This window comes from Peptococcaceae bacterium 1198_IL3148 (genome assembly GCA_036763105.1).
Taxonomy (GTDB): Bacteria; Bacillota; Desulfotomaculia; order Desulfotomaculales; family Desulfohalotomaculaceae; genus JBAIYS01.
Window position 1 is genome coordinate 135,678 of sequence record JBAIYS010000005.1, and the last position, 15,585, is coordinate 151,262.

General features: G+C 41.6%; 17 protein-coding genes and 1 pseudogene. 4 read left to right on the forward strand and 14 right to left on the reverse strand.

Going from position 1 to position 15,585, the window contains the following annotated elements:
* Window positions 1–520 precede the first annotated feature (520 nt).
* The 5 genes and pseudogenes from V6C27_06830 to V6C27_06850 form a co-directional block, all read right to left on the reverse strand.
* Window positions 521–1,795 (reverse strand): amidohydrolase family protein, encoded by a 1,275-nt coding sequence (locus V6C27_06830; GenBank protein MEG6616142.1) that lies wholly within the window; start codon window positions 1,793–1,795, stop codon window positions 521–523.
* Window positions 1,796–2,218, reverse strand: coding sequence for a DUF86 domain-containing protein (locus V6C27_06835; GenBank protein MEG6616143.1), 423 nt, complete (start codon window positions 2,216–2,218; stop codon window positions 1,796–1,798). It abuts the gene before it with no gap.
* A complete protein-coding gene (locus tag V6C27_06840) occupies window positions 2,211–2,618 on the reverse strand; it encodes a nucleotidyltransferase domain-containing protein (protein MEG6616144.1) in 408 nt (135 codons plus the stop codon). The genes V6C27_06835 and V6C27_06840 overlap by 8 nt, the downstream gene beginning before the upstream one ends.
* A 110-nt stretch (window positions 2,619–2,728) precedes the next feature.
* Window positions 2,729–3,070 carry a zinc ribbon domain-containing protein YjdM gene (locus tag V6C27_06845; protein ID MEG6616145.1) on the reverse strand — a complete coding sequence of 114 codons (342 nt, stop codon included), beginning with the start codon at window positions 3,068–3,070 and terminating at the stop codon, window positions 2,729–2,731.
* A gap of 34 nt (window positions 3,071–3,104) precedes the next feature.
* Window positions 3,105–3,384, reverse strand: a pseudogene (locus tag V6C27_06850) (hypothetical protein).
* Between the two features lie 390 nt (window positions 3,385–3,774).
* On the opposite strand from V6C27_06850, the gene bioB reads away from it, so the two are divergent.
* The 3 genes from bioB to V6C27_06865 all read left to right on the forward strand — a co-directional run bounded on the left by bioB (window position 3,775) and on the right by V6C27_06865 (window position 6,562).
* On the forward strand, window positions 3,775–4,749 hold the full coding sequence (gene bioB, locus V6C27_06855) for a biotin synthase BioB (protein MEG6616146.1): 975 nt from the start codon (window positions 3,775–3,777) through the stop codon (window positions 4,747–4,749).
* Window positions 4,750–5,083: 334 nt separating this feature from the next.
* A complete protein-coding gene (locus V6C27_06860) occupies window positions 5,084–5,518 on the forward strand; it encodes a hypothetical protein (GenBank protein MEG6616147.1) in 435 nt (144 codons plus the stop codon).
* A gap of 135 nt (window positions 5,519–5,653) precedes the next feature.
* Complete coding sequence (locus V6C27_06865) at window positions 5,654–6,562, forward strand: methyltransferase domain-containing protein (protein MEG6616148.1); 909 nt, start codon at window positions 5,654–5,656, stop codon at window positions 6,560–6,562.
* A gap of 102 nt (window positions 6,563–6,664) precedes the next feature.
* Here the strand turns inward: V6C27_06865 and V6C27_06870 are convergent, their stop codons facing one another.
* The 9 genes from V6C27_06870 to hisG form a co-directional block, all read right to left on the reverse strand.
* Window positions 6,665–8,047, reverse strand: a complete 1,383-nt coding sequence (locus V6C27_06870) for a monomeric [FeFe] hydrogenase (GenBank protein ID MEG6616149.1) — start codon at window positions 8,045–8,047, stop codon at window positions 6,665–6,667.
* Window positions 8,048–8,215: 168 nt separating this feature from the next.
* Entirely contained in the window at window positions 8,216–8,902 is a 687-nt protein-coding gene (gene hisIE / locus V6C27_06875; protein ID MEG6616150.1) for a bifunctional phosphoribosyl-AMP cyclohydrolase/phosphoribosyl-ATP diphosphatase HisIE, read from the reverse strand.
* Window positions 8,903–8,924: 22 nt separating this feature from the next.
* Window positions 8,925–9,683 carry an imidazole glycerol phosphate synthase subunit HisF gene (gene hisF, locus V6C27_06880; protein ID MEG6616151.1) on the reverse strand — a complete coding sequence of 253 codons (759 nt, stop codon included), beginning with the start codon at window positions 9,681–9,683 and terminating at the stop codon, window positions 8,925–8,927.
* A gap of 11 nt (window positions 9,684–9,694) precedes the next feature.
* Entirely contained in the window at window positions 9,695–10,423 is a 729-nt protein-coding gene (gene hisA, locus V6C27_06885; GenBank protein ID MEG6616152.1) for a 1-(5-phosphoribosyl)-5-[(5-phosphoribosylamino)methylideneamino]imidazole-4-carboxamide isomerase, read from the reverse strand.
* Window positions 10,417–11,028 (reverse strand): imidazole glycerol phosphate synthase subunit HisH, encoded by a 612-nt coding sequence (gene hisH / locus V6C27_06890; protein MEG6616153.1) that lies wholly within the window; start codon window positions 11,026–11,028, stop codon window positions 10,417–10,419. Before hisH ends, hisA begins: the two co-directional genes overlap by 7 nt.
* Window positions 11,029–11,051: 23 nt before the next feature.
* Window positions 11,052–11,639 (reverse strand): imidazoleglycerol-phosphate dehydratase HisB, encoded by a 588-nt coding sequence (hisB, locus tag V6C27_06895; GenBank protein ID MEG6616154.1) that lies wholly within the window; start codon window positions 11,637–11,639, stop codon window positions 11,052–11,054.
* Entirely contained in the window at window positions 11,640–12,722 is a 1,083-nt protein-coding gene (hisC, locus tag V6C27_06900; protein MEG6616155.1) for a histidinol-phosphate transaminase, read from the reverse strand. It abuts the gene before it with no gap.
* Window positions 12,723–12,750: 28 nt separating this feature from the next.
* Window positions 12,751–14,052 carry a histidinol dehydrogenase gene (gene hisD, locus V6C27_06905; protein MEG6616156.1) on the reverse strand — a complete coding sequence of 434 codons (1,302 nt, stop codon included), beginning with the start codon at window positions 14,050–14,052 and terminating at the stop codon, window positions 12,751–12,753.
* Entirely contained in the window at window positions 14,045–14,710 is a 666-nt protein-coding gene (gene hisG, locus V6C27_06910) for an ATP phosphoribosyltransferase (GenBank protein MEG6616157.1), read from the reverse strand. Before hisG ends, hisD begins: the two co-directional genes overlap by 8 nt.
* A 329-nt stretch (window positions 14,711–15,039) precedes the next feature.
* Here hisG and V6C27_06915 point away from each other — a divergent pair, with 329 nt between their 5' ends.
* On the forward strand, window positions 15,040–15,579 hold the full coding sequence (locus V6C27_06915; protein ID MEG6616158.1) for a tryptophan transporter: 540 nt from the start codon (window positions 15,040–15,042) through the stop codon (window positions 15,577–15,579).
* Window positions 15,580–15,585 lie beyond the last annotated feature (6 nt).

The window sequence follows — 15,585 nt, forward strand, 5'->3', positions numbered from 1 at the left end:
ATCTTTGTTGCGGTGTTGAAATCTTCCGTAAGCTGTTTTCTAAAATTGCTTATTAATACGTTTACTCTGCAGCATAATTCTTCCTCTGACCGAGCCACTACTTTAATTCCACGTATCATCAAAATGACTAGGTCACCCTCATGTTTAAGTATAGGTTTAAAGTATGATCTAATATAGTTTAAAATTTGAGACACCACCATTTTTTATTGTCTTTACAAACTCTTCTAAATACATGCCTACCTCCTTTGAATCCGTTTAATTACTAGCAGGCCAGCTATTGTTAAAATTAAACCAAAATTTCATGGAACCCATCCTCTTTACAATGTAATACTGTAAGACACAAGGGAGCACCCGTCCCCTGTGTTTGAATAATCCTCTATATATTAGAGTGTCCATAAACTTATTTGGTTTCAAAAATACAAAAATTGTTCTTTAATTAATTAAATTAATTTAAAGAACAATTCTGTACAGCAGTATTGAACAATTTTATCTATGGCGGTTACCTTTTATTCCTTAAATTTTAAATCTCAACTTCTTTACCCAAAATATATCTCATACATATATTTCTATCATCTCCCACATAGCAAAAGCGCTCTAGGCGTTCTACAGGAGTAATATCCTCCCCGAGCATATTGCTATCATCGATTACCAAGGCATTGAAACAATATCCGTCATCAAACGCCCCTACGTTATTAAAGTATCTTCCGCCAGAACGGGTTGCCATATAAAAAGCTTCGGCGAGATTTACAGCTTCCCACTGGGGGTCAAACATATTACGAATTTTTGAGTGCTGAATAGTGCTTGCTATTCCCCTGGCAATTGATAAACTTGCACCCGAACCGATATCACTGCCAATTGCCAAGTTTATACCCATTGCCAAAAGTTTTTTAACTGGCATTATGCCACCGGCATTAATATTTGCCGTTGCATCGGGACAATGGACGGCCATGCAGTTTGGGTTTTTCATCAATGCCAAAACATCATCATCCATAAAAATGCAGTGTGCCATTATGGTCGGTGTTTTGCCAAGTAAATTGTTTTTATAAAATATTTCTGCTTCATTTTTGTAATTAGGAAAAAGTTCCTTACAAACCCTCATCTCATTAACGGCCTCACACATATGAGAATGAACGGGAAGGCCATATTTTTGAGATAAGCTTCCCAATCCAGCCAACAGTTTCTCACTGCAGGTAATGGCAAACCTGGGCACGATTGCAGGCTTTACATTTCCGCCTTTCTGATGCTTTTCGACAAATCTTTCTGTTTCGATAATAGACTTTGCTGTATCCTCGATATAATAATCAGGACTATTCTGATCCATGTTTAGCTTGCCTGTAAAGGCAAACAATCCCCTTTGTTCAAGTATATCGAACAAAATTTCAGATGCTTCATAATGAATAGATGGAAAGCAATTAACATGCAAAGTTCCTTGGCGTAGTAGCTCATCTACAAAATAACCATACACCTTGCTGGCATAATCTTTATCCTTAAATTTTGATTCATTTGGGTAGGTATATGTATTTAGCCAATCCAGAAGTTCTCTATCCATTCCTATGCCTCGTTGCAAATATTGAGGTGCATGCACATGCATATCACAAAAACCAGGAATGATAAGGTTGTTTCCCCAATCGATAATATTTTCCTTTGGAAACCCATCTGGCAATTGGTTATAAATTCCCTTTACAATTCCATCAACAACCAGTATATATGAATCCTCTTTACAAATCAGAGTATCTTTATCCTGACTGTAGATGACATTTCCCCTGTATGCTCTATATTTACCAAGGTTTTCCATTTAATTCTTCTCCTTTTTAACCCGCCCTAGCATTAATGTGGCAAATTTTTTAAAATCTACCAGATGATCTTCAATTATTTTCTGGACAATAGCTAGATTCAGTTTCTGGTAATCATGAACAGCAATGTTCCGAAAACCAACCATGGCTTTAAGGTTCTTTGCCAGTTGTTTATCCACGATGGCATTTTCACTTAAAATATCAAAGGCATCGCCACTGGTTTGCGGAATACCTAATTTATTTTGGGCCACTAAATGCATCGCCAAATCTATACATGCTTCACAGGCTCTTTGGATGTTTAAAATGATAGAATCCTGCTTGGTGTAGTTATTTAAATTATCGGGGTTGCCATCATATTCTTCATTTATCCTTTTTATACATCTTTCTATAACCTGTACTTTATTTAGAATGACATCCTTACTCATAAATTGACCCTCGCCTTGTTATTTGTTCTATAATACAGCGCCGTTCTTCGTTTAGCCGAGCATATTTTTTTAAGGTCAGCATTTCAAATTGCATCCTTCTGTTATCGTCACTGCAATAAATGATTTTGCCAGAGCCCACCACCTGGGCTTGAAAAACAGTTGATGCTTGTTGTAAATTTACTAAATCCACATCTCTATCTAAAATATCCGCCAGTTCTTGAGCGATCATAAAAACTTCATAGGCACTTAGGTCTTTATCGCTTAAAAAAGCAATATCAATATCGCTGCCGGAGTGCATTCTACCGCTCGCCGCTGACCCAAATAGTACAATCAGATACGGTGCAATTTTTTCTATAAGGTGCTCGTTAATCAGTTTGATTTTTTCCGCTCCTATATCCATAAACCACACCTGCTTTCCGTTCTTATAAGTATAATAACAGAAAATTATGATTGTATCTATTGCGCTATGAATATCATAAAAGCGCCCTTAACGAGCGCTTTTAGTCTTGCCTATAGTTTTTTAACAAATTCAGATTTCAATTTCATTGCTCCAAAGCCATCAATTTTACAATCAATATTATGGTCCCCATCAACCAGACGTATATTTTTTACCCTTGTACCCATTTTTATTGCTGATGAACTTCCTTTTACTTTAAGATCTTTTATTACCGTTACAGTATCACCATCATTTAAAACATTTCCATTTGCATCTTTAACAATCTTATTATCTGCACCATTATCAGTCTCTGATTCTAAAGTCCACTCATGTGCACATTCTGGACAAATTAAAAGATTTCCATCCTCGTAAGTGTATTCCGAATTACATTTTGGGCAGTTTGGTAAGTTACTCATAATTTCATTCTCCATTCGTTAATCTCTCTTTCTTTTATAATCCAATTTCAGCCGCATTTGTACGCATACCCAGTATGCATTTGTTAATAACATCGTCAAGCTTCATATTAAGATTTTTACATCCTTGTAGAATCACATCGCGATTCACGCCGGCTGCAAAACTTATCTTTAAGACCAACGGCGCCCCAATAGTCTACATCTTCTCCCGCCTCTGTGGCAAAATAGCGCATTACCGCTTCAACTGCAATACCGTGCCGAATAAAAGCATCATTCTTATTGTATTGTTTTAATACAGACATTGCTTTTTCTCTCATAACTTAAACCCTCTTTCTTTTTTTGCCATATCTAGCTCTTTATTACTCTATCACATCGCCATACCAATTGGTATTTTTTCAAACGCATTAAACGCAACTTAAAATTATTTATGTTTTTTGTATTATCTTGATAACCTGGAACAGTCAGAGGATTCCCATTCAAATTTCTATAACCAATATAACAAAAAACAATTACCACTAGCAATGAATGTACCGTAATTTTTTGTGCTACGCAGTGAAAAGCGCAGCATATGGATAAATCACCCTCTATCTACAACTGGGACAATAAACCTGTCCCCTTGTCCCTGCTGCCTATTGACTTAGCTAATAAGTCTTGTTATTGTTAACCAAGATCGGGTAATAGGTTGACGATAAGGAGAGAAACTATCTGTGTTAAAATTAATCAGCGAAAAAATTAGTGCCGGTAATAAATTAAGTTATGAAGAAGCGTTATATTTATCTAGGATTAAAGAAAGCAATTTGGCTGATTTAATATCTCTAACAAGCCAGATAACTGCAAGGTTTTGTGGCAGTGAGATAGATACCTGCTCAATCATTAATGCTAAATCTGGGCGTTGCTCGGAAGATTGTAAATTTTGTGCACAGTCAGCTCATTTTAATACGGGCTGTAAAGATTACCCGTTAATGAATTGCGAAATGGTACTTCAACATGCTAAAAAAGTTGAACAAAGAGGTATTAATCGATTTGCCATAGTGACAAGTGGCAAAGAACTATCAAATAGTGACTTTGAAAAGATTATTAGCATATACAAAACACTTCGGGAAAATACAACCTTAAATTTGTGTGCCTCTTTAGGTTTGCTTGATGAATATAGAGCCACTAAATTGAAAAATGTAGGAGTTACAACGTATCACCATAACCTTGAAACAGCAGAAAGTTATTTTCCTAATATCTGCACCACCCATACATATCAGCAACGAGTTAATACCATCAAGGCCGTTCAAAATGTAGGGTTAAGAGTATGTAGCGGTGGCATTATATCTATAGGCGAAACTATGGAACAGCGATTAGAACTAGCATACCAATTAAAAGAACTAAATGTAGAATCAGTGCCCATTAATATTCTTAATCCGATTTCCGGTACACCGTTAGAAAATCAAGTGCTTTTATCACCTCTAGAAATTATTAAGACGATTTGCATTTTTAGATTAATTTTACCTAATGTAACGTTACGATTTGCTGGCGGAGTAAAAAATGCCTTGGGGGAACTTAGGGTATTAGGCTATTTAGGCGGCATAAACGCTTCGATAATAGGTGATTTTTTAACCACGCCCGGCGCAGATATTGATAAAGAATTACAATTAATTAACCAATTAAGGTATTCAAAGAAGGCCCCTAAATAAGGGACCTTCTTTATTTTATTTAAGAGCCAATTGCGCCCAAGTTCATAAGCCTTTTCAATTAGCATTCAAATATGCATAAAGACGATCAATCACTAATTTCAATCAAGCAGACATCTGCCACATATAAATAGAAGATGCAAAGACTAGAACATCTGCGTCATTAATTGCTTGATATATATGCCTTGGGCATGTCGAAAAAATAGCTAATAAGTTAATAGAAAAATCTTTGCTAAGTATCATATTTAATAACGTTGATGTATATGTTTAACCATAAAATATTTCTCCAAATAAATCTTATATGCAACCAAATTAGATGCACTAGAAGTGATGAAATATGATTATCTACACTGAAATTGGACATGTAATTGAAAATCGTTTGTTTATAATTTATAACGAATGGGAGTTAGATGCCCAAATGAAAGTTTTATCCGACTTTCTAAACAACTTTCTAAATATTAAAAGGTTATTGCTGAGTAGTGATATTGTGCCTAATATCAGTAAAGTAATAAAAACACTTCTTCTAAATGAAAACCCAAATATCGACACTAAAGACCCAGCGCATAATTTAACTGATATTGAATGTTTACAGGGATTATTAACTGAACGACAAAAGCTTGATAAAAATAAACTTTTTCCCAACAGGATTGGATATCGCACTTATGAAGAGGTTTTAGAAAGATTAGTTGTACTAGATAGAATGATTGCTGAGTTAGTTGGCAAAGATGAGGAAAAAGTAGCCGTAAAGATAAAAGAAACAAATTGTTGTTGAAAAGAATGGCGGTTAGATTAAGTTGTCGATTGATCAATATGATATAATTACCATGGGTATATTTTTAGGCATAAGGGAGACAACCTATCTAGATGCTATAATAATTCATCACTGCAATTGAATGGAGGCTTTCCTTTGGCAGAAAGCAAGCGAACTATTAAAAATGCCAGTTTGATTGGAGAATATGAAAATATTTTTAAATGTCCATTCTGTTCTAATCAAATGCACTTAGTTGATTTAAAAAGTTTAATTTGCACTAACCGGCATTGTTTTGATTTAGCTAAACAGGGCTATGTAAATCTGTTCACCCATGCTATTAAAACTAAGTACGATAAACAAATGTTTAATTCCAGAAGAGTTATTTGCAACATCGGTTTTTTTGATCCACTGATCGAAAAAATTAGCCAACTGATACTTAATGAAATAAAAGCTAACGGTGATTCAGTTAAAATATTGGATGCTGGCTGTGGCGAGGGTTTTCATTTATCCCGTATAAAAGAAAAAATATCGCAATCCACTGCCATTGATTTACTAGCAGTGGGCTGTGACATTTCTAAAGAAGGCATTATCATTGCTGCCAAGGCACATCCCAATAACATTTGGTGTGTTGCTGATCTTAACAAATGTCCGTTTAAAGACAACCAGTTCAATTTCATTCTGAACATTTTATCTACCGCTAACTATACCGAGTTTCAAAGAATGCTTGCTGATGATGGCATAATCATCAAGGTTGTTCCCGATAGCAGCTATCTGCAGGAATTAAGACAAATCTTTTATGAGAAAACGGATAAAGCATCCTATACCAATAATCAAACAGTAGAACTATTTAAAAATAATTTAAGTTTTGTAGATATGCAACGGGTTCAGTACAGCGTACCGATAGACAACACAACCATAGAACATTTGATTCACATGACTCCTTTATCCTGGGGAACAACGGAATCACAATGGCAAAGGGCGTTAGAAATGAATTTAAAAGAAATAACTATTGACCTAACCATTCTGGTTGGGAAAAAAAAGGGGCTGTTGCAGAACCTGCTGTAGTAGGGAGCGGTTTCCACGCAACCCCCTAAGTAACATAGGTTTGGTGCAGGGGCAGGCATGAAAACCTGTCCCACACTGCTTTTTGCAACAGTCCCTCTAAATTTACTTATCTATTTTACCGGCATATTTTTCCACCGCTCTGGTGGCTACATTTAGTCTGATTAACGAGCCAGGCCCACCAACACAACCGCCTTCGCAACCCATGCCTTCCACAAATACAAACTGATCACCGGCGGCCTGTTTAGCACCACTTTTCAAGGCGGTTAAGCATTCCCTCAGGCCCTGGGCTCTAATTACCTCCATAGGTACATCGGTCAAATGCCGCGCCACCGCACCGCAAACACCGCCGGTTCTGGCAAATAAACGACCAAAGGGTGAGGCGTCACTCATTTCCACTGGTTCACAGTCGGCGGGGACAATCTCCGCCGCTGACAAAATTGCCGCCAACTCTTCAAAGGTGATGGCATAATCTATTTCGTTACCCATTCTAATTTCTGCCTTTTTGGCAATGCAGGGGCCGATAAATACCGTGGTCACGTTATTGTTGTAGCGGTCTTTAATTAGTTGACCAGTTACTCTCATTGGTGACAGTGCTGTGGATACCTTATCGGCCAATTCAGGCATTTTTATCTTGATTGCTTTGGCGTGGGCGGGACAACAAGAATTGGTCATCAGCTTTTGATCAAGATGTTCTTTAATCTCTTCCGCTTCCCATAGGGCCACCACATCTGCACCTTTGGCTGCTTCAATAACGTCATCAAAACCTAATTGTAGCAGGGCAGATTTAATATGATCTAAAGTAGCCTTAGGTCCAAACTGACCGGCAACGGCCGGTGCCACCACTGCCACTGTAGGTTGTCCCTTGTCTTTAAGTGCCACAATTACCTGTTTCATTTTTGATGTATCGGTAATGGCACCGAAGGGGCAAACGGTAACACATAGTCCACAGGAAACACAACTCTCTCCATTAATCACTGCCCGGCGATCTTCATCAAAGGTGATGGCGCCCATGGCACAGGATCTTTCACAGGGACGAGAAATTTCCACAATGGCGTGGTAAGGACAGCTTTTGGCACAGATGCCACATTCCACACAACTGTTATTGTCAATATAGGCCCGAGTTTGCACCACTGATATTGCTTTCTTCGGGCAACTGTTGCGACAGGGATGGGCAACGCAATTTTGACAAGCATCGGTAACAATAAATTTATTTAGCGAACAACCGTTGCATGCCTCGGGGATAACAGTTACCAAATAATCTTCATCAGAACCTGCACCCATGGCTATGCGGATGCGATCTTCAGCAATGGCTCTTTCTTTAAAAATGCAACAACGATAACGAGCCGGCCCAGCGGGGATTATTTCCACCACTAGTTCTTTAATTGCCTGTTCAGTCAGCTGATTACCCTCATGGTTTAATAACCATTGGGCCACTTTGGTCAGAACATTCCTGCGCAGAATAGTTATTTCTGAAGCTGGATTCATCTAGTTTCCCCCCTTATAATCTAGTGCATTTGTGATGATTATTACAAAATAAAATATTTATGTCAACTCATTGTGGATAAGTCGTAATGTTAACAAAATTCGCCATTGTCTAATAAGCAAAAGAAAAAAGGGTCTGTTGCCCCAGTCCCTTTTATGTAAACCAATTTATTATTTTCTTCGCTTGCCCAGTTCAGCAAAAATCTCATTTGGAGTTACTTGTTGTTCTGCCATTAAAACCAACAGGTGATAAATTAAATCCGCCACTTCATAGGTAACTTCTTCTTTGTTACCGTTTTTGGCACCGATGATTACTTCGGCCGATTCTTCACCCACTTTTTTGCAAATTTTATCTATCCCTTTGTCAAAGAGGTAAGTGGTATAGGAACCCTCAGGGCGCTGTTGTTTCCGTTCCAAAATGAGTTTATACAACTGATTAATAATTTCCGCTGACACCGCCGGGTCACGCTGTTGACCATATACCTTTTGCGGGTTAAAAACTTGTTTGTCCATCACTGTGACGGTGCGATCGGCATTAACTTGGTAGTGAAAACAGCTTTTGTACCCCTCATGGCAAGCTCCACCGCCCTGTTGTTCGGCCAGTATTAATAGCGTATCTTGATCACAGTCGTAATAAATTGACTTTACCCTTTGCACATGACCGCTGGTTTCACCCTTATGCCACATTTTTTGCCTGCTGCGACTGTAAAACCAGGTTTCGCCAGTTGCCAGTGTCTTTTCCACCGCCTCTGGGTTCATCCAAGCCATCATTAAAACTTCTTTGGTGGTCATATCTTGCACAATGGCCGGGATTAAGCCGACATGGTTGTACTTTAATTTATCAATGTCAAATTGCACCCAAAATGCCCCCTTGTGTTTGTTACTTTCTCACCGCAATGCCCTGCTGAGCTAAAAACTCTTTGGCCTCGGCAATGGAGTATTCTCTAAAATGAAAGATCGAAGCAGCCAGGGCGGCATCGGCCATGCCTTTGGTAAAGCCATCGGCAATATGTTGTAAATTTCCTACACCGCCGGAGGCAATGATTGGGATGTTTACTGCTGCGGCAACGGCTTTGGTCAATTCCAGATCAAAACCTTCCTTGGTGCCATCTCGATCCATACTGGTGAGCAATATCTCCCCCGCCCCTAATTCTTCTACCTTCTGGGCCCATTCAATAGCATCGATACCGGTGGGTTTACGGCCGCCATGGGTGTAAATCTCCCATTTGTTTGCACCCACTTGCCGGGCATCTATGGCCACCACAATGCATTGATTGCCAAATTTGTTGGCCCCTTCATAAATCACCTGGGGGTTTTTGATGGCTGCGGTGTTGATAGCCACTTTGTCTGCTCCGGCCCTTAGCATCTCTCTCATATCGGCCACTGTGCGGATGCCACCGCCCACTGTAAAGGGAATAAATACTTGTTCGGCAGTGCGTTGTACCACATCCAACATGGTGGCTCGACCGTCACTGGTAGCAGTAATGTCCAAGAATACCAGCTCATCAGCACCTTCGCGATCATATAGGGCTGCCAATTCCACCGGATCGCCGGCATCACGCAAGTTAACAAAGTTAGTGCCCTTAACCACCCGGCCGTCAGTCACATCCAGGCAGGGAATAATCCGTTTTAATAACAATGCTACACCCCCTACCCTTCGGCTAGCGTCAGTGCTTCTTTAATATCCACTGCACCGCTATAAAGGGCTTTACCCATAATGACACCTTCCACACCATCTGGCTCCAGTGCCTTGATCTCCTTGAGATCAGCCAACGTTGACACCCCACCGGAGGCAATTACCTTGAGTTTTGTCGCCCGGGCCATTGCCCCGGTGGCCTCTAAATTAGGCCCCTTCATGGTGCCATCACGGCTGATATCGGTAAATACAATTCTTCTTACACCAATTTCAACCATATCATAAGCTAAATCCAATGCGGGCATCCTGGACTCCACTGCCCAACCGTGAACAGCAACCCTGCCATCCCGGGCATCAATGCCCACCACAATTTGTTCTTCACCGTATTGCCTCACCGCAGTCTGTATCATTTCTGGATGATTAATGGCTGCTGTACCTAAAATTACTCGGCTTACCCCTGCTGCCAAAAGCAGCTCAATGGTTTCTAAGTTTCTAATGCCGCCGCCAACCTGAACTGGAATATCCAATGCCGACACAATGTCTTTAATCACCGACAAATTCTTTGGCGCTCCAGCAAAGGCGCCATCTAAATCCACTACATGTAGATATTTGGCCCCTGCATTCTGCCAGTGTAAGGCCATTTCAATTGGTTGATCAGAATATATCGTTTCTTGATCTAAACGCCCTTCCACCAACCGCACACATTTACCATCACGCAAATCAATCGCCGGAAATATTAACATGTCGCCACCAACTTTCCAAAATTCTCCAGTATCTGTAAGCCCAACTGGCTACTCTTTTCTGGGTGAAACTGAATGCCAAAAACATTTTGGCTGCCAACAATCGAGGCAAAAGATATTCCGTAATCAGTGGTGGTTAAAACAAGTTGGCTGTCCGCTGGGTCAACATAGTAAGAATGCACAAAATAAACGGCTGATCCGTTTTCCACCCCCATTAACAACGGACTTTGCTGTTTAATTTCAATTTGGTTCCAACCCATATGGGGGATTTTATAACCGGGGGGTAAGCGACGAACTTTGCCTGGAAAGATGCCTAAGCCCGCGGTTTCGCCCCACTCTTCGCCGGATTCAAATAATAATTGCTGTCCCAAACAAATACCCAACAGAGGCTTGCCCGATGCAGCTAACCTTTGTAATGGTGCCACCATACCCATTTGCTTTAAATTTTCCATAGCATCAGCAAAGGCCCCAACACCAGGTAACACTACACCACGGTAGTTTTCCAACTGGTTGGGGTCTGACACAAAGTCCGCTTGAAAACCCACCTTTGCAAAGCCCTTTTGCACACTGCGCAGGTTTCCCATACCATAATCGACAATTGCTATCATTTGTAAAAAACGCTCCCTAACCCTTATAGTAGTCCCTTGGTGGAAGGCACACCTTTAACCTGGCCATCAATAGTAACCCCTTGTCTCATGGCTCGGCCTAGGGCCTTGAAGATGGCTTCAATAATATGATGGGTATTTCGACCGCTGAATAATTTGATATGTAGAGTGATACCGCCATTCACCGCCAACGCCCGCAGAAATTCTTCCACCAATTCAGTATCGAACTCCCCCACCTTTTGGGCCGGTAGATTAACGTCCATTTCTAAATGGCCTCGGCCGCTAAAGTCGACCACTGCCAGCGCCAATGCTTCATCCATCGGTACAAATGCCTGTCCGTACCGGGCGATACCTTCTTTGTTGCCCAAGCTCTGGCGTACCGCGTTGCCGAGGCAAATACCCACATCTTCCACGGTATGGTGCGAATCCACACATAGGTCTCCCTGGGCATAGAGCTCCAAGTCAAAACCACCGTGTTTTGCCCATAGATTCAACATGTGATCAAAAAAGCCGATTTCTGTACACACTTTACCGCAACCGTCACCGTCAATATTTAACTCCAAAGAGATGTTGGTTTCTAAAGTTGTTCTTTCAATTTTCGCCATGCGCTTCATTTAGTTCACTCCATTGGTGATTATTGCCTTCGTTGCTTGCAATAATTGTTCGTTTTCTTCGGTGGTGCCGACACTTATTCTTAAATGGTTAGGCAATGACCGGCCTAGGTTTCGTACTAGAATGTTTTTTTCTAATAGTTTACGGTGCAACACATTGGCATCCATGTCGGTGTGCACCAGCATAAAGTTGGCATTGGTGGGATAAACCTTTAATGATGGCAACTGGGATAATGATGTGATCATTTGGTCGCGATCAGCAATAATTTTTTGCCATTGATCTTTAAAATGGGGCAAGTATTTTAAAGCTACGCCGCCAGCAACCTGGGAAAAACTATTCAGGTTATAGGGTTGCTTAATGCGCAGTAAAGCATTAACCACTGTCTCATCAGCCAGTAAGTAACCAATCCTTAAACCTGCCAAACCAAAGGCTTTAGAAAAGGTGCGCAAAATTACCAAATTGGGATACTTGGCCAGTAGCGGTACACAATCTTCACCGCCAAATTCTATATAAGCTTGGTCAACCACCACCACCCCGTTGGTATTAGCCAGCACCTCTTCGAGCACTTGTAATGATGTGCCATTGCCAGTGGGGTTATTGGGACTGCACAACATCACCAGCCTAGCCGATGTTGCTTTGACTGCCATATCAATTACATTGGGATTAATGCTAAAGTCTTGTTGCCTCGGCACTTCCACCGGTTCGGCACCGGCAATCCGACTGTGAATCCGATACATCGAGAAGGTTGGCCCGGCAATAACCACTTTACCGCCACTGCCAAAGGCCATCGCCAAATTAAAAATCAGCTCATCGGAGCCATTTCCCATCAATACTTGCTCCGGCTGTACCCCAACATAACTGGCAATATCCTGGCGCAACGCCTCCGCCATGGGATCGGGATAGCGTGGGAACGCCAACTGTTTCAGCTGGGCACTGATTTCTGCCAATGCCTCTTGGGGAAAGGGGTACGGATTTTCGTTAGCATCTAATTTAATGGTACCGGGATAATCATGTGGTTGATAGGGTTTTAATGTGCGTAAATCTTCCCGCATTAGCAACTCAGGATTAAACTTAACCCTAGACATAGTATTTTCCCCCAATTCTACCTAACTATTAATCATTTCCGTTCTCAATGTTTTTCAATCTTAATCGCACAGCATTGGCATGGGCATCTAAGCCCTCAACCTCCGCCAATCTGACCACATGTTCTCCCAAACGGGCTAAAGTGGCTTTAGAAAAGGATATTACTGTGGATTTCTTGATGAATGTGTCTACGTTTAATCCGGAATAAAACTTAGCGGTACCTCCAGTGGGCAAAATATGGTTCGGCCCAGCCAAGTAATCTCCCACCGGTTCTGGGGCGTATGGTCCCATAAAGATTGAGCCGGCATTCTGTACTCTTCCTACCCAGGTGAAGGGATCATCCACCAACAGTTCCAGATGTTCTGGGGCAAAACGATTGGCCAGATTAAAGGCTTCGTCTAAATCCTTAGTTATTACTATTGTACCATAATCGCCCAGTGAGCGTTTGGCCACGTTTCTCCTAGGACTATCAATAAGTTGTTTTTCCAGCTCTTGTTGCACCTTTTGGGCCAATTGCTGGTCCGGTGTTAGCAATATCGACGCTGCCAACGGATCATGTTCAGCTTGGGACAACATATCCGCTGCCGCATAGGCCGGATTAGCATTGCTGTCGGCAATCACCAGCACTTCACTGGGACCGGCCAACATGTCGATGCCCACTTTGCCATATACTAATTGTTTGGCGATTGTCACATAAATGTTGCCGGGTCCAGTTATTTTATCCACCGGCCTTATGGTTTGGGTGCCATAGGCCAATGCGGCTATCGCCTGAGCCCCACCCACCTTGTAAATCTCAGTGGCTCCGGCCTCAGCGGCAGCCACTAAGGTATAGGGGTTCACTTTTCCGTCTTTGCCGGGGGGTGTAACCATCACAATTTCCTTTACCCCAGCTACTTTGGCGGGGACAATGTTCATCAACACCGATGAAGGATAAGAAGCAATTCCCCCTGGGACATAGCTGCCTACCCGATATAGTGGGCGGACCATCTGTCCCATCACTGTGCCCTCGGCGTCTGGCTCAAACCAGGAATCAGACCGTTGTTTTTGGTGGAAGGCATTAATGCGATCCCGAGCCAATCTAAGGGATTCTAAAACCTTAGCATCCACCAATTGGTAGGCCTCTTCAATTTCTGCAGTTGTTACTTTTAACTGGTCTTTAGTCAGGTCTGCCTTATCGAACTCTTTGGTTAATCTGATTAGGGCACCGTCTCCCTCGTTGCAGACCGCCTCGATAATCTTTGCCACCTGACCGGCAATGTCTTTTTTGTCAACCTCTCGGCGGTAAAGCAAACCGCTTAATGCCAAATCATCGGATTTTAATACTTTAATCATCAAACAAGCCTCCATCAATCACTTCTCTAAATTTTTCCAGTAAATTATTGACCCGTTTCGCTTTGTACTGGTGACTTACTCGGTTGGCAATCAACCGAGAAGTAGACCGCATAATGTCTGCAATGGGCACTAGATTATTTTCCCTCAGTGTACGACCGGAGGAAACAATATCCACAATCATTTCACTCAATCCCACCATGGGTGCTAATTCTATATTACCATGTAATTTAATAATTTCCATCTGTAAGCCCTGGCTGCGGAAATAATCCTCAGCTATTCTGGGGAATTTAGTGGCCACTTTGGCGTGTCCCCATTGTTCAAGCTTGATATCCTGCAGCCGTTCCGGCACCGCCACCACAAAGCGACAACCTCCGTACTTTAAATCCAGCAGTTCATAAACATCCTTTTGTTGTTCCACAATGGTATCTTTACCCACCAAGCCAAAATCAGCCGACCCATATTCCACAAAGGTGGGAATATCTGTGGGCCTACAAATAATATAACGCACCCCCTGCTCCTCAACGGTAAATAGCAATTGACGAGAATCCTGTTTTAACACATCACAATTTAAACCCACTGCCTCTAACAATTTAATGGTTGGTTTAAACAAAGTGCCCTTGGGTAACGCAAAAGTTATTAAATCAGCAGCTGCTACCAAAACGCCGCCTCCTTTAGTTAGTTAAAGTAATGATATATTAAAATGATAAACCCCCAAGCAGGGGGTGTCAAGATATTTTTCCCAAAATGTTAGTAATTAAGCAAAAATTAGCGTGACAAATCATAGTTAGTCTGCTACAATCTTGGTTAAGTTAGTTGAGTTTAGGTGAGAGCAAGTTTACAACTACATACGGAGGTGAGGTGAGTTGAGATGAGACGAGAAGAGCCTAGGTGTGGGTAAGCGGAGTATAACTATTTTGTTAGTTAGCCAGGCAATCTTGTTGCCTGGTTTTTTGCATATTAAAAAAGATGAGTAGAGGAGAGATGAGAATGAAAACAGAAAATATCACCACAGTACCGACAAATCGCACTAAAACAGTGGCGGTGGTGGCGGTATTAATTGCCATTGGTGCTGTATTAAGAATGTTTGCCCCCAACATTTTAGGTATTACCCCTAACTTTGTCATTGCCATGTACTGCCTAGCCATTATTCTACTGCGCCCTAATTTGGGCGGCGCCATCGGCATCGGCTTTGTTGCCGGTGCAGTCAGTATGATCTTCTCCAAATCACCCATTCCAATGTTAAACTTAATTACCGAGCCGGCGGGCGCCATGGCCTGCCTGTTAATGGTTAAATATCTACCCAATCTGGAGTTAAAAAAGTATAGTTTTAAACCAATATTGGCCACACTAATTGGCACGCTAATCAGCGGTGGGCTCTACGTCGTATTAAACTTCCATTTTGCTCTAAAACTCCCCCTGCCCGCTATGCAAGCAGCATTGATTGGTGTGGTGATTCCGGTGGCTTTGATTAATGCCGTCATCGCCCAGGCCCTCTATGCCCCAGTCAAAAGATTTATTAAGCTTTAATGGGGG

What these genes read in the sequence shown, in the direction of transcription:
- V6C27_06835 (MEG6616143.1), bottom strand. Translation starts at nt 2,218, where the DNA reads ATGAGTAAGGATGTCATTCTAAATAAAGTACAGGTTATAGAAAGATGT.
- hisB (MEG6616154.1), bottom strand. Translation starts at nt 11,639, where the DNA reads ATGAAGCGCATGGCGAAAATTGAAAGAACAACTTTAGAAACCAACATC.
- V6C27_06870 (MEG6616149.1), bottom strand. Translation starts at nt 8,047, where the DNA reads ATGAATCCAGCTTCAGAAATAACTATTCTGCGCAGGAATGTTCTGACC.
- V6C27_06860 (MEG6616147.1), top strand. Translation starts at nt 5,084, where the DNA reads ATGATTATCTACACTGAAATTGGACATGTAATTGAAAATCGTTTGTTT.
- V6C27_06840 (MEG6616144.1), bottom strand. Translation starts at nt 2,618, where the DNA reads ATGGATATAGGAGCGGAAAAAATCAAACTGATTAACGAGCACCTTATA.
- V6C27_06830 (MEG6616142.1), bottom strand. Translation starts at nt 1,795, where the DNA reads ATGGAAAACCTTGGTAAATATAGAGCATACAGGGGAAATGTCATCTAC.
- hisA (MEG6616152.1), bottom strand. Translation starts at nt 10,423, where the DNA reads ATGTTAATATTTCCGGCGATTGATTTGCGTGATGGTAAATGTGTGCGG.
- V6C27_06915 (MEG6616158.1), top strand. Translation starts at nt 15,040, where the DNA reads ATGAAAACAGAAAATATCACCACAGTACCGACAAATCGCACTAAAACA.
- hisH (MEG6616153.1), bottom strand. Translation starts at nt 11,028, where the DNA reads ATGATAGCAATTGTCGATTATGGTATGGGAAACCTGCGCAGTGTGCAA.
- V6C27_06845 (MEG6616145.1), bottom strand. Translation starts at nt 3,070, where the DNA reads ATGAGTAACTTACCAAACTGCCCAAAATGTAATTCGGAATACACTTAC.
- hisC (MEG6616155.1), bottom strand. Translation starts at nt 12,722, where the DNA reads ATGTCTAGGGTTAAGTTTAATCCTGAGTTGCTAATGCGGGAAGATTTA.
- hisD (MEG6616156.1), bottom strand. Translation starts at nt 14,052, where the DNA reads ATGATTAAAGTATTAAAATCCGATGATTTGGCATTAAGCGGTTTGCTT.